This is a genomic window from Leucobacter salsicius M1-8, assembly GCF_000350525.1.
Classification (GTDB): domain Bacteria; phylum Actinomycetota; class Actinomycetes; order Actinomycetales; family Microbacteriaceae; genus Leucobacter; species Leucobacter salsicius.
This window is the reverse complement of record NZ_AOCN01000026.1, coordinates 246,911-260,070: the sequence shown is the minus strand read 5'-3', so window position 1 is coordinate 260,070 and position 13,160 is coordinate 246,911. Positions and strand designations below refer to the sequence as shown.

Sequence of the window (13,160 nt, the reverse complement as noted above, 5' to 3'; positions counted from 1 at the left end):
GCCACGTGCACACATTGTGTCCACTGCCATTTGTTGCAGCGTACCGGGATCACAGGCGAAGCGGTAGGCCCATGTGTGACGGCGTACCTGCATGGACGTTCCAGTAGGGTTGTCGTGACGTGAACCAAACGAATTGAGGAGTTCTGGTGACACAGATTCTTGAAGCTGGCAGCCTCGCTGGCAAGCGCGCCCTGGTAACCGGGTCTTCCCGTGGCGTGGGCGCCGACACCGTACGCTACTTTGCTGAGGCGGGGGCCGACGTAGTCGTGAACTTCCGCAACAAGGCCCCGCGTGCTGAAAAGCTCGCGGCGCAGCTGCGTGAACTTGGCGTGCAGGCCCTTGTGCAGGGCGCTGACCTGACCGACCCCGAGTCGGTAGCTGGCATGATGGACGCGGTGCGCGAGGCCTTCGGCGGCCTGGACGTGCTCGTGCTGAACGCCTCGGGTGGCATGGAGAGCGGCATGGCTGAGGACTACGCCCTCAAGCTCAACCGCGATGCCCAGCTCTCGGTGCTTGACGCGGCGCTGCCGCTCATGGGCGAGGGATCCCGCGTGGTGTTTGTGACGAGTCACCAGGCGCACTTCATCAACACGACGCCCACAATGCCCGAGTACGAGCCCGTGGCACGCTCCAAGCGTGCGGGTGAGGACGCGCTGCGCGAGCGCATCGCTGGCCTGGCTGAGCGCGGCATCGAGTTCGTGGTGGTGTCGGGCGACATGATCGAGGGCACGGTCACCGCGACACTGCTGAACCGCATGAACCCGGGCGCGCTCGAGGATCGTCGCGAGCAGGCCGGTCGACTCTACAACGTGGCCGAGTTCGCCGCCGAGGTTGCGCTCGCTGCGGTCGAGCCCGTCCCCGCAGATCACACGCGCCTCGTGGGCGACGTGTCGAGCTTCGGCGCAGCCGAGTAGCGTCACACCTGGCTGTCACTTCTGGCGCGTTCCCGTTTCGGGGACGCGCCAGAAGTGTTTCCGGCGTGTAAAGGTTCTTGGCGCCGTTCGGTGAACTGTCGTGAGAAATGTAGATTATTCGGTGAGGAAGTATTCAGGCGCCGCAAATGAGCGACGGTGTGGGCTAGGGCGTCAACTGACCGAATTTTCTGGTGATAGTGTGGCACTCCCGCTGACGTGCCTCGCCGCGACACCGACGTCCTGAGCGCCGCGCCAGCCCCAATGGGCCGCCGTAGTCCCACCACCAGAAGGGGGACGGCGATGACTGCCAACCCAGCACAGGCCCCACGCCAACCCACCGAACCCGTTGGGCTCTACAACCCGGCAGAGGAACGCGATGCCTGCGGTCTCGCTGCCGTCGTGTCGCTCACCGGCACAGCCACCCACGACACCGTGCGGCTCGCGTTGAACGCCCTTGCACACTTGGAGCACCGCGGCGCCGTCGGCTCTGACGCGGGAACCGGCGACGGCGCCGGCATTCTTACCGACGTGCCCGACGCCCTGATCCGGAGCGAGCTCGCAACGTCACATCCCGAAGCCACCCTGCCACCCGCGGGCGGGTACCTCGCTGGCCACGTGTTTTTGCCGGCTGGAGCGGCGGAGCGCCGGGCCACCAGATACCGGATCGAGGCGATCGCGGCCGAGGAAGGCCTCAGCCTGGTGGCCTGGCGCGAGATTCCCACGGAGGCCGCGGGCCTGGGGGCCGCGGCGGCCGACGCCGCGCCACACATCTCGCAGTTGATTCTGGCGCCCGCGCGCGTGCCGCTCGACGGGGCCGCGCTCGAACGGCACGCCTTTCGCACGCGCAAGCGCATCGGACACGAGACGGGCTGCTACCTGCCCTCGCTCAGCGCTCGCACGATCGTGTACAAGGGCATGGTCACCACGCTGCAATTGCCCGCGTTCTATCCCGAGCTGGGGGACCCGCGGTTCGCCAGCAGATTCGCCATTGTGCACTCGCGCTATTCGACCAACACGTTTCCGTCGTGGCACCTCGCGCAGCCGCTGCGCATGGTCGCACACAACGGCGAGATCAACACCGTGCGGGGCAACCGCAACTGGATGCGGGCCCGCGAGGCCCAACTCGAGTCAGAAGCGCTCGGCGACGTGCGGCAGCTTCTGCCCATCTGCTCGGCGGGCGGCAGCGACTCGGCAAGCTTTGACGAGGTGCTCGAGCTCCTGGTGCGCGCGGGCCGGTCGCTGCCGCACGCGCTCGCCATGATGGTGCCGGAGGCGTGGGAGAACGAGCCGAGCCTTGATCCCGGCCTCGTCGACTTTCTGGAGTACCACTCGCTCGTGATGGAGCCCTGGGACGGACCCGCCGCGATGATCGCCACAGACGGTGAGGAGCTGGTGGCGCTCACCGACCGCAACGGGCTGCGCCCCGGCCGCACCCTCGAAACGCACGATGGACTCCTCGTCATCGCGAGCGAGACCGGGGTGCTCGACATCGCCCCCGAGCGCGTCGCGCACCGCGGACGGTTGCGCCCGGGTCGCATGCTCGCAGTGGATCTCGCAAGCGGGCGAATTAGGGATGATGCCGAGGTAAAGGCCGAACTCGCGGCAGCGGCCCCCTGGGGAGCCTGGCTGGAGCACGGCCGGATCCGGCTGGCTGACGAACCCGAGCGAGAGCCCCTCGTGCACCCGCAGGCCTCGATCCTGCGCCGACAGCGCACGTTTGGGTATACGGAGGAGGAGGTGCGGCTGCTGCTCGAGCCGATGGCGCGCACCGGAATCGAGCCGATCGCCGCCATGGGCACCGACACCCCCATTGCGGTGTTGGCCGAGCGGCCCCGGCTGCTGTTTGACTACTTTGTGCAGCAGTTCGCGCAGGTCACCAACCCGCCGCTCGACGCGCTGCGCGAGGAACTCGTGACGAGCCTGCGCGCGGGCATGGGGCCACAACTGAACCTGCTGACCCAGTCGGCCGAGCACGCGCGCCAGGTGGTGCTCGACTTCCCGGTGATCGATGGCGACCTGCTCGCCCGCATCCAGCACTTCGGGGAGGACCCACTCACCGAGCGTGCCGTCACCATTCGGGGGCTGTACCCCGTTGACTTCGGCGCCCGCGGGCTGGCGGAGCGCGTGGACGAGATGTGCCGGGAGGCGAGCGCGGCCGTCGCCGCGGGCGCCGAGTTCGTGGTGATCTCAGACCGCGACTCGAACAAGGACCTCGCTCCCATCCCGTCGCTGCTCGCGGTGTCGGCCGTGCACCACCACCTGATCCGCGCGGGCGAGCGTATGCGGGTCGCCCTCATCGCGGAGGCGGGCGACGTGCGGGAGGTGCACCACGTCGCCGCACTCATCGGCTACGGTGCGGCGGCGGTCAACCCGTACCTCGCGATGGAAACCGTGGGGCTCGCGGTGCGCGACGGCGTGATCGAAGGGCTCACCGAGTCCGAGGCCACCGCGCGCCTGATCCGGGCCCTCGGCAAGGGCATGCTCAAGATCATGAGCAAGATGGGCATCTCAACCGTCGCTTCCTACTGCGGTGCCCAGGCGTTTGAAGCGATCGGCCTTGGCCGCGAGATCGTGGATCGATACTTCTCGGGCACCGCGACGAAACTCGGCGGCGTTGGCCTCGACGTGCTTGCGGCCGAGGTCGCGGTGCGTCATCGCGCCGCCTACCCCGACGACACCGCGCCCCGCGTCCACGAGCGGCTCGAGACGGGGGGCGAGTACCGGTTTCGGCGGGGTGAGGCGCCCCACCTGTTTGACCCCGAGACGATCTTCAAGCTGCAGCATGCAACGAGCACGGGCCGCCGCGACCTGTTCGCCCAGTACTCGGCACGGGTCAACGACCAGGCGTCTAGGCTCATGACGCTGCGCGGGCTGCTCACGCTCTCGCCGCAGCGTCCCGCGGTCGATATCGCCGAGGTCGAGCCCGCGACCGAGATCGTCAAACGGTTCGCCACGGGGGCCATGAGCTTCGGCTCGATCTCGCCCGAGGCGCACGAAACCCTTGCGATCGCCATGAACCGGATCGGCGGTAAGTCCAACACGGGAGAGGGCGGGGAGACGCCCGAGCGACTCGCCGACCCAGAGCGCTGCAGCAAGATCAAGCAGGTCGCGTCTGGCCGTTTCGGGGTGACGAGTGCCTACCTCGTGAGCGCCGAGGAGATCCAGATCAAGCTCGCGCAGGGCGCGAAGCCGGGGGAGGGCGGGCAGCTCCCGCCCACGAAGATGTACCCCTGGATCGCGCGCACCCGGCACGCGACCCCGGGGGTGGGCCTCATCTCGCCGCCTCCGCACCACGATATCTACTCGATTGAGGACTTGAAGCAGCTGATCTACGACCTGAAACGCGCCAACCCGGCCGCGCGTATTTCGACGAAGCTCGTGTCGCAGTCGGGCATCGGCCCCGTCGCCGCGGGCGTCGCCAAGGCGCTCTCAGACGTGATCCTGGTATCCGGCCACGACGGCGGCACGGGCGCGAGCCCGATGAACTCGCTGAAGCACGCGGGGTCGCCGTGGGAGCTCGGCCTCGTCGAGGCGCAGCAGACGCTGATGCTCAACGGACTGCGGGAGCGGGTCGTGTTGCAGGTCGATGGGCAGCTCAAGACGGGCCGCGACGTCGTGATCGCCGCGCTCCTCGGCGCCGAGGAGTTCGGTTTTGCGACGGCCCCGCTCGTGGTTTCGGGCTGCATCATGATGCGCGCTTGCCACTTGGACACCTGCCCGGTGGGCGTCGCCACCCAGAACCCCGAGCTGCGTGCGCGCTTCACCGGCCAGGCCGATCACATCGTCAACTTCTTCATGTTCTTGGCCGAGGAGGTGCGTGAGCTGCTCGCCTCCCTCGGCTACCGCACGCTCGACGAGGCGGTCGGCGACACGGCAGCCCTCGACGTCGACGACGCCGTGCGGCACTGGAAAGCGGACGGGCTCGACCTCACCCCACTGCTATGGGGCCCTGACACGGGCGCCGTCGGCAGGCGCCACCGGTTCGCGCAGCAACACGGGGTTGGGGAGCACTTCGACGCCGCATTGCTCGCGGACTGCGCGGGCGCACTCGACCGAGGGGAACCGCGCATCTTCGACTTGCCCGTCGGCAACACCGACCGCGCGGTCGGCACGCTGCTGGGATCGGAGGTGACCCGGCGGTGGGGTGCCGATGGACTGGCCCCCGAGACGATCGACATCTCCCTCACGGGCTCGGCCGGGCAATCGCTCGGAGCCTTTCTGCCAGCCGGCATCACGCTGCGCCTCACCGGAGACGCCAACGACTACGTTGGCAAGGGGCTCTCGGGCGGCGAGATCGTGATTCGCCCCCACCCGGCCGAGGCCGCCGCTGGGCCCGTCGGCACGATCGCAGGCAACGTGATCGGGTACGGGGCCACGAGCGGCCACCTCTGGATCTCGGGCGAGGTCGGCGAGCGCTTCCTCGTGCGCGGGTCGGGCGCGATCGCGGTCGTCGAAGGCGTCGGCGACCACGCCCTCGAGTACTTCACGGGCGGCTTCGCCCTAATCCTCGGACCCACCGGCCGCAACTTCGGCGCGGGCATGTCGGGCGGCGAGGCCGTTGTGCTCGACCTGGATACCGCGCACGTGAACGCGTCCGAACTGGGATCCGGATCCCTCTGCCTCGGGAGCCTTGCGGAGCGGCCCGCTCGCGACGTCCTCGAGGCCCGAGTGGTGAGCCTCATGAGTCGGCACCTCGAGCAAACTGGGTCACCGGTCGCGCGGCACCTGCTGGCCGAGCTCGACCGAGACCGCGAGCGCACCCTCGCGCGGTTCACCCACGTTGTCCCGAGTGGATACGCTCGCGTGCTCGAGGTGCGTGAACGCGCGCACGCCGCGGGGCAGGACCCCGACGGCGCAACCGTTTGGAACGATATCTTGGAGGCGACCCGTGGCTGACCCACATGGATTCTTGACCGTGCGCGAGCGTGAGCTCGCCCCGAAACGGCCGGTCGCGCTGCGCCTGCGTGACTGGCGGGAGGTCGTCGATCCGGCCCAGCCCGAGATCGTGGCCCGCCAGGCCTCGCGCTGTATGGACTGTGGCGTCGCCTTCTGCCACCAGGGGTGCCCGCTCGGCAACCTGATTCCCGAGTGGAACGACCTGACGCACCGCGGCCGTGGGCGTGAGGCCATCGAGCGGCTGCACGAGACCAATAACTTCCCGGAGTTCACGGGTCGGGCCTGCCCCGCCCCCTGCGAATCGGCGTGCGTGCTCGGCATCAATCAGCCCGCCGTCACAATCAAACAGATTGAGAACAGCATCATCGACGAGGCGTTCGCGCACGGCTGGGTGACGCCCCACCCGCCCGAGCGGCTCACCGGCAAGCGGGTAGCCGTCGTGGGCTCGGGCCCCGCGGGGCTGGCCGCAGCGCAGCAGCTGACGCGCGCGGGTCACACGGTTGTCGTGTTCGAGCGCGACGAGGAACCCGGCGGGCTCCTCAGGTTCGGCATCCCCGATTTCAAGCTCGACAAGCAGCTGGTAGAACGGCGCATCGGCCAGCTCAAGGCCGAGGGCACCAGGTTTCGCTGCGGGGTCGCGATCGGCCGCGACATGAGCTGGCCCGAGCTGCGGCGGCGCTTTGACGCGGTGGTCGTGGCGACCGGCGCCGCCGTGCCGCGCGAATTGCCGCTGCCGGGGCGCAACCTTGCCGGCATCGTGCACGCCATGCCCTACTTGACGGCGGCGAATCACGCCGTGGCGACGCGGGGGGACGCGCCTGACCATCTGGACGCGCGCGGCAAGCGGGTGGTCGTGATTGGCGGCGGCGACACGGGCTCGGACTGCGTAGGCACCGCCCTGCGCCAGGGGGCCACGAGCGTCACCAGTTTGGCCATCGGGCGCCAGCCGACCTCCGAGCGCACTGCGGGGCAGCCCTGGCCCACGCACCCGAACCTCTTTGAGGTCTCGAGCTCGCACGAAGAGGGCGGAGATCGCAGGTACCTGGCCTCCACGGTCGAGTTCACTGGGGATGAGCGCGGGGTCACGGGTCTGCGGGTAGCCGAAACCGGGTTCACGGCGGGCGGCCGCGAACCGCTTCCTGGCACCGAACGGCTGCTTGAGGCCGAGCTCGTGCTGCTCGCGATGGGCTTCGTGGGTGCGGAGCCGGTCACCGGTCTGGACACCGATGGGCGGGGCGCGCTGGCACGGGACGACCGGTTCGCCACGGCGGAGCCCGGCGTGTTTGTCGCGGGTGATGCGGGCCGGGGTCAGTCCCTCATCGTGTGGGCGATCGCGGAGGGGCGCTCGGCGGCCGCTTCGGCTGACGCCTATTTGATGGGCGAAATCCGACTCCCATCACCGGTGCGGGCAAGCGATCGAGGGATGCACTAGCGCGGGGCCCCGAGTGCAGGAGTATGGTGAAGGAAGAGGGCACACCCGGGCCCGCTGGGAGGTCGATGATGACGAGAATCGCAGTGATTGGTGGCAGCGGATACGCGGGCCGACACATCGTGGAGGCCGCCGTGGTGGCCGGACATGACGTCGTCAGCCTCTCGCGCCACGAGCCGGCCGAACAGATCGGAGGCGTGCACTACCTGCTCGGCACGATCGAAAATGCGGCCGATCGTGGCCGCGCGCTCGCTGGCGCAGAGGTGGCGATTGTCGCGGTGTCGGCTCGGGGAGACATGCTGGGGCGTGTGCGCCCGGCGATTGCCGAGCTCGCGGCCGAGGCCGCCGAGGCTGGCGTGCGACTCGGCGTCATTGGTGGCGCAGGAAGCCTGCTCGAACGCGCGGGCGGCGACCTACTGCTGAACTCGCCTGACTTCTCACCGGAGGCGAAGCCCGAGGCGACCGAGATGCGCGACGTGCTCGCAGACCTGAGGGCCGGCGCACCAACACTCGACTGGTTCTACGTCAGCCCTGCCGCCACATTTGGGCCCTGGGCGGCAGGGGAGTACACGGGCGACTACCGGGTGGGCGGCGATGTGCTGCTCACGGATGATGAGGGTAACTCATCAATTTCGGGCGCCGACTTCGGTGTCGCGATCGTTGACGAGATCGAAAGTGGCGAGCATCGGCGGGCGCAGCTCACCATCGCCTACTAAGGGGAGCCGCCCCTGATAGCCCACAGGGACACCGTTGCGGCGGTGCGAAATTGATGCGGCCTCGTAATAGTTACAGCCACCTACTAGTTTGGCTCCCTGTCTATTCCCCGCAACTGCCCGTAGCGGGCAACCACTACGCTTGAGCGAGTGACTGACGATCTTCTTGACCTGTTCGCGGCCGACCTCGCGCGCGCCGACTTTTCGACCGCCGCCATTGAGACGTTGCTGGGAGAATCGGCGGATCGTGCCCGTCAGGCGGGCACGATGCTGCCGGCCAAGCGCGTGCTGGGGCATCGGCAAGTCTCACCGCTCGCGACGCTGACGCGGCTGTTCTTGCTCGGCGAGAGCGTGCTCCAAGCGCTGGTTGACGAGGCCCTGCCCGGGGTAGGGAGTGCGGGGCTCATAGTCCTCGAACTTGCGAAGCTCGCCGACGGCCACCTCAGCGCAACCAGGTCACTCAACGCGGTGACGGTGCACGACGCGGTCGACGCCGCGGCTGAGCTAGCCGCGCGAGACTGGTGGATCGTTTCAGACCTTGATGACCACCTGCGCGGTGGCCCCGCGCGCACCGATCACGTCATGGGAGTCGGCGGCGCGACGCGCTCGCTCATTGCACAGCTGCCCCCGGGCGGCGTGCACGGGGCCGCCCTCGATCTCGGCACGGGCTGCGGCATCGTGGCCCTGCATCTCGCGCTGCGCAGCAACCGCGTCGTCGCCACCGACATCTCCGAGCGTGCGCTCGCGATGGCCCGACTGAACGCCCGGTTGAACGGCCTCGCTGACCGCATCGAGTTTCGTGCGGGGAGCCTATTCGAGCCGGTCGCGGGCGAGGAATTTGTGCTCATCGCGTCGAACCCGCCGTTCGTGATCACGCCCCGCATTGCTGGTGAGCCCGTCTACGAATACCGGGATGGTGGCCGCGCGGGCGACGATCTGGCCGCCGACGTCGTGCGCCAGGGCGCCCAGCACCTCGCACCCGAAGGCGTGCTCGTGTGCCTTGCGAACTGGGAGAGCCCCTGGGGCGGCAACGGCCTCGAGCGCGTGCGCGGCTGGGTCGCCGCGGCGAAGCAGGCCGGGCTCGCCGCCTGGGTGATCGAGCGCGACCGCCTCGACCCGCTCGGCTACGCGCAAATGTGGGCCCGAGACGGCGGGGAACGCCCGGGCAGCGCGGGCTACGATCGCAAGCTCGCCGCCTGGCTCGACGACTTCGAGGCTCGGCGCGTGGTGAGCATCGGGCTGGGCTCGATCCGGATCAGCCGCACGTCGAGCCCCGAGCGAGAGCCGCTCGTGCACCTCGAGCAGGCTGCCGGCGCGATCACCACGGAGCAGACCGGCCGCGCGTTCGCGGCGGCGTTCGAAGCTGGCGTGCGCGCCGCGCGCATGACTGACGCCGAGGTGCTCGAGGCGCATTGGGTGCGAGAGCCCGCCGTCGCAGAGCACCGGGAGCACGAGCCCGGTGTCGAGGCGCCGCGCGCCATCTCGCTGTCGATCGAGCGACCCATCTCGCGTCGGGTAGCGGCCGACCCGCTCCTCGCGGCGGCGCTCGGAGCGTGTGACGGCGATCTGACGCTCGTCCAGATTGCGGATGCCCTCGCCACACTGCTCGAGGTGGATGAGGCGGCTGCCCGTCAGGCACTGATCTCCAGCGTGCGTGAGCTCGCGTGGCTGGGAATGGTCGCTGCAGAGGGATAGCTGCCGCGCAGGGAGAGCCCCGCCGCCCCGGTAGACTGGACGGGTGATGCGAACGATAGATCTGCGGGGCCGAGTGCTCTCGCGAGCTGATTTGCTGGGGCTGGTTCCCCGGGCCGCTCTGAGCGCTGATGATGCGGTGGCGCGCGTGCGCCCGCTTGTTGACGACGTCGCTGCGCGCGGTGAGATTGCGCTGCGCGAGCAGGCCGAATCATTTGACGGTGTGTCGGGCCACGCGCTACGTGTGCCGGTCAAGGCCATCCAGGGATCGCTTGCCGACTGCCCGCCCGAGATCGAGGCGGCACTCACCGAACTCATCGCGCGCCTACGTCGCGGGGCGGCCGCCCAGGTGCCCGCCGCGCAGATCACCCACATGAGTGACGGCGCGACAATTACGCAGCGATGGCAGCCGGTCTCCCGGGTGGGGCTCTACGCCCCCGGCGGAAAGGCCGCCTACCCGTCTTCAGTGATCATGAACGCAGTGTCGGCACAGGTCGCTGGCGTGCCCGAGCTGGCCCTCGCGTCGCCGGCTCAGCGCGACAACGACGGGCTGCCACACCCCGCGGTATTGTGGGCAGCAGCGCTCTGCGGCATCGAAGAGGTCTACGCCATTGGCGGCGCGGGCGCGATTGCTGCCTTTGCCCACGGTGTGCCCGAAATCAATCTCGACCCCGTCGACGTCGTGACGGGCCCGGGTAACGTGTTCGTGGCCGCGGCCAAGCGCGTCGTCAGCGGGCTGTGCGGCATCGACTCCGAGGCCGGCACCACGGAGATCATGGTGATCGCCGACGCGTCGGCCGACGCGCGCTTCATCGCCGCCGACCTGATTAGCCAGGCCGAGCACGACGAGGCTGCGGCATCGGTGCTCGTGACCACTTCAACGGAGCTCGCCGAGCGGGTCGCCGCCGAGATCACCGCCCGTGCCCCGCGCACGCGCCACGCCGAGCGCGTGGCGGTCGCGCTAGCTGGCCCGCAGTCGGCCGTGATCCTCGTCGACGATCTCAAGATTGCCGCGCGGGTGAGCAACGCCTACGGCCCCGAGCACCTCGAGATTCAGACCGGCGACGACGATGCAGTGCTCGCCCGCATTACCGACGCCGGCGCGATCTTTGTGGGGAGCTACACCCCGGTGAGCCTGGGGGACTACCTCGCAGGATCCAACCACGTCCTGCCGACCGGTGGCACCGCCCGCTTCGCCTCCGGGCTCGGCGCGCACACGTTCCTCCGGCCGCAGCAGATCGTGCGCTACGACCGCGACACGCTGAAGACGCTCGAGGCTCCGCTGCTGGCGCTGGCAGGAGCCGAGGGGCTGCCCGCGCACGGCGAGGCCGTCAGCGCGCGGTTTGAAGGGGAGGCATAAGATGCATTGCCCCTTCTGCCGGCATCCCGACAGCCGCGTCATCGATTCGCGCACGGCCGACGACGGTCTCTCGATTCGCCGCCGCCGCCAGTGTCCCGAGTGTGGCCGGCGGTTCACCACGACCGAGACCGCGAGCCTCACCGTGATTAAGCGCTCAGGCGTGGTCGAGTCCTTCAGCCGCGAGAAGGTGATGGCGGGAGTGCGCAAGGCATGCCAGGGCCGCCCCGTCACCGACGCCGACCTCGCGCTGCTCGCGCAGCAGGTCGAGGAGTCCATGCGCGGCACCGGCATCGCGCAGTTTGACGCCAACGAGATTGGGCTCGCCGTGCTGCCGCACCTGCGCGAGCTCGACGAGGTCGCGTTCTTGCGCTTCGCAAGCGTCTACCAGGCCTTCGAGTCGCTCGCCGACTTCGACGCAGCGATTGCAGAGCTGCGCGCACACCCGAGCCCCACCCCCAACGATCAGGAGTAACACAGAGATGCGGTTCTACCCGGCACTGTTCAACACCGTGCTGCGGCGCGTGGATCCCGAGCGCGCGCACCACCTCGCGTTCGCAGTGATTCAGGCGGCCCCCGCGGTGCGCCCGCTGCTCGCACGCTTCTGCGCGCCCGACCCGGCACTGCGCGTGCGCACGCTCGGGCTCGTGTTTCCGAGCCCGTTCGGGCTTGCGGCGGGATTCGATAAGAATGCCGCCGCAATTCTGGGCCTCGGTGCCATCGGCTTTGGGCACGTCGAAGTGGGCACGCTCACCAAGCACGCCCAAGACGGCAACCCGAAGCCGCGCATATTCCGGCTCGTGGGCGACCGCGCCCTGATTAATCGCATGGGCTTCAACAATGGCGGCTCGGCCGCAGCGGTGCCGCGCGTGGAACGGGCAAGGATGTCGCGCCACCGTCCCGTCATCGGTGTCAATATCGGCAAGAGCCGCATCACCGAGGTCGAAGACGCCACCGCGGACTACGTGTGGAGCGCCGAACGGCTCGCGCCGATCGCTGACTACCTCGCTGTCAACGTGAGCTCGCCCAACACGCCCGGGCTGCGGGGGCTGCAAGAGGTCGAATTGCTCGAACCGCTGCTCGCCGAGGTCAAGCGCGCGGCGGGGGAGACCCCGCTGCTCGTGAAAATTGCTCCCGACATGGACGACACTCAGATCGACGGAATCGTCGAACTCGCCCTGCGCCTTGGGCTCGACGGAATCATCGCGACGAACACGACGATTTCTCGCGACGGTCTCAACGAGAGCGACGCGCGCGTCGCCGAGATGGGCGCGGGTGGCCTCTCAGGGGAGCCGCTGCGAGTCAGGTCGCTCGAGGTGCTGCGCCGGATCCGCGAGGTCGCACCCGACCCCGCCTTCTGCGTGATCTCAGTCGGGGGCGTCGCCGACGCACACGACGTGTACGAGCGGGTGGCCGCCGGTGCGACGCTGGTGCAGGGGTACACCGCGTTCATCTACGAGGGGCCGCTCTGGGCCGCACACATTAACCGTGGACTGAAGCGATTGGGCTTTCGCGGCAACGCAGCCTAACAACACGGCCTAACGAATCAGCCCCTGGTCTCGGGGCTGATTCGTTGAGCGGCTGTGGCCTACTCGGGGTACTGCCGGCGGCGCACCTGCGGCTTGGGCATGCGCAGCGGGCGGAACTGGAACGCGCGCATCGCGGCGTACCAGCGGAAGCCGGGCTGCACCTGAGCCTCGCCAAACTTGGCCGCAAGCTTCTTCTTGAGCGTGAAGCCCAGAATCACAGCGTCAATAATCGCGAGGCCAACGAAGACCCAGATTGCGAACAGGCTGACTAGCTGCATAATGCCCGGAATAAACGTCATGACGAGCACGACGAGCATCATCGGAATAAGCAGTTCGCCGAGGTTCCAGCGTGCATCGACGTAATCGCGTACGTAGCGGCGCTGCGGGCCACGGTCGCGGGGACCGAGATAGCGCTCCTCGCCCTGCATCATGCCGATGCGTGCGCGTTCGCGGGATTCGTTCTGCTGCTGACGCAGCTGCTTCTGAACGGCCTTGTCCTTTGACCCCACGATCGGGCGAGCATTGGCAGCCTGCGCCTGCTTGCGCGAGGGCGTCGGGCGTCCCTTGCCGACTGTGGCCTCGGGTTCGCCCAAGTTGCTCGCGTCTTCAGCGCCCTTCTTCACCAAGGCC

9 protein-coding genes are annotated in these 13,160 nt (G+C 68.8%); 8 read left to right on the top strand and 1 reads right to left on the bottom strand.

The genetic code is table 11. The features are described from left to right. The first annotated feature begins 146 nt into the window (after positions 1-146). The 8 genes from C795_RS0113580 to C795_RS0113545 all read left to right on the top strand — a co-directional run bounded on the left by C795_RS0113580 (position 147) and on the right by C795_RS0113545 (position 12,530). On the top strand, positions 147-914 hold the full coding sequence (locus C795_RS0113580; RefSeq protein WP_017794294.1) for an SDR family oxidoreductase: 768 nt from the start codon (positions 147-149) through the stop codon (positions 912-914). 300 nt (positions 915-1,214) lie between these two features. After that, positions 1,215-5,810, top strand: coding sequence for a glutamate synthase large subunit (gltB, locus tag C795_RS0113575; protein WP_017794293.1), 4,596 nt, complete (start codon positions 1,215-1,217; stop codon positions 5,808-5,810). After that, on the top strand, positions 5,803-7,242 hold the full coding sequence (locus tag C795_RS0113570) for a glutamate synthase subunit beta (protein ID WP_017794292.1): 1,440 nt from the start codon (positions 5,803-5,805) through the stop codon (positions 7,240-7,242). Before gltB ends, C795_RS0113570 begins: the two co-directional genes overlap by 8 nt. Before the next feature lie 68 nt (positions 7,243-7,310). Next, positions 7,311-7,955 (top strand): NAD(P)-dependent oxidoreductase, encoded by a 645-nt coding sequence (locus C795_RS0113565; protein WP_026139685.1) that lies wholly within the window; start codon positions 7,311-7,313, stop codon positions 7,953-7,955. Between the two features lie 147 nt (positions 7,956-8,102). Then, complete coding sequence (locus C795_RS0113560; RefSeq protein WP_017794290.1) at positions 8,103-9,647, top strand: methyltransferase; 1,545 nt, start codon at positions 8,103-8,105, stop codon at positions 9,645-9,647. Positions 9,648-9,693: 46 nt separating this feature from the next. Further along, positions 9,694-11,004 (top strand): histidinol dehydrogenase, encoded by a 1,311-nt coding sequence (hisD, locus tag C795_RS0113555; protein WP_026139684.1) that lies wholly within the window; start codon positions 9,694-9,696, stop codon positions 11,002-11,004. A 1-nt stretch (position 11,005) separates the two neighbouring features. Then, positions 11,006-11,476: a transcriptional regulator NrdR gene (gene nrdR, locus C795_RS0113550; protein WP_017794288.1), complete on the top strand. Its 471-nt coding sequence runs from the start codon at positions 11,006-11,008 to the stop codon at positions 11,474-11,476. 7 nt (positions 11,477-11,483) lie between these two features. Further along, the gene (locus C795_RS0113545) at positions 11,484-12,530 is read left to right on the top strand and encodes a quinone-dependent dihydroorotate dehydrogenase (protein WP_017794287.1); all 1,047 of its coding nucleotides are present in this window, start codon (positions 11,484-11,486) and stop codon (positions 12,528-12,530) included. A gap of 59 nt (positions 12,531-12,589) precedes the next feature. Here C795_RS0113545 and C795_RS0113540 read toward each other — a convergent pair whose 3' ends face one another. After that, a complete protein-coding gene (locus C795_RS0113540) occupies positions 12,590-13,153 on the bottom strand; it encodes a DUF3043 domain-containing protein (protein WP_232225497.1) in 564 nt (187 codons plus the stop codon). Positions 13,154-13,160 lie beyond the last annotated feature (7 nt).

What these genes read in the sequence shown, in the direction of transcription:
- gltB (WP_017794293.1), top strand. Translation starts at nt 1,215, where the DNA reads ATGACTGCCAACCCAGCACAGGCCCCACGCCAACCCACCGAACCCGTT.
- C795_RS0113565 (WP_026139685.1), top strand. Translation starts at nt 7,311, where the DNA reads ATGACGAGAATCGCAGTGATTGGTGGCAGCGGATACGCGGGCCGACAC.
- hisD (WP_026139684.1), top strand. Translation starts at nt 9,694, where the DNA reads ATGCGAACGATAGATCTGCGGGGCCGAGTGCTCTCGCGAGCTGATTTG.
- nrdR (WP_017794288.1), top strand. Translation starts at nt 11,006, where the DNA reads ATGCATTGCCCCTTCTGCCGGCATCCCGACAGCCGCGTCATCGATTCG.
- C795_RS0113545 (WP_017794287.1), top strand. Translation starts at nt 11,484, where the DNA reads ATGCGGTTCTACCCGGCACTGTTCAACACCGTGCTGCGGCGCGTGGAT.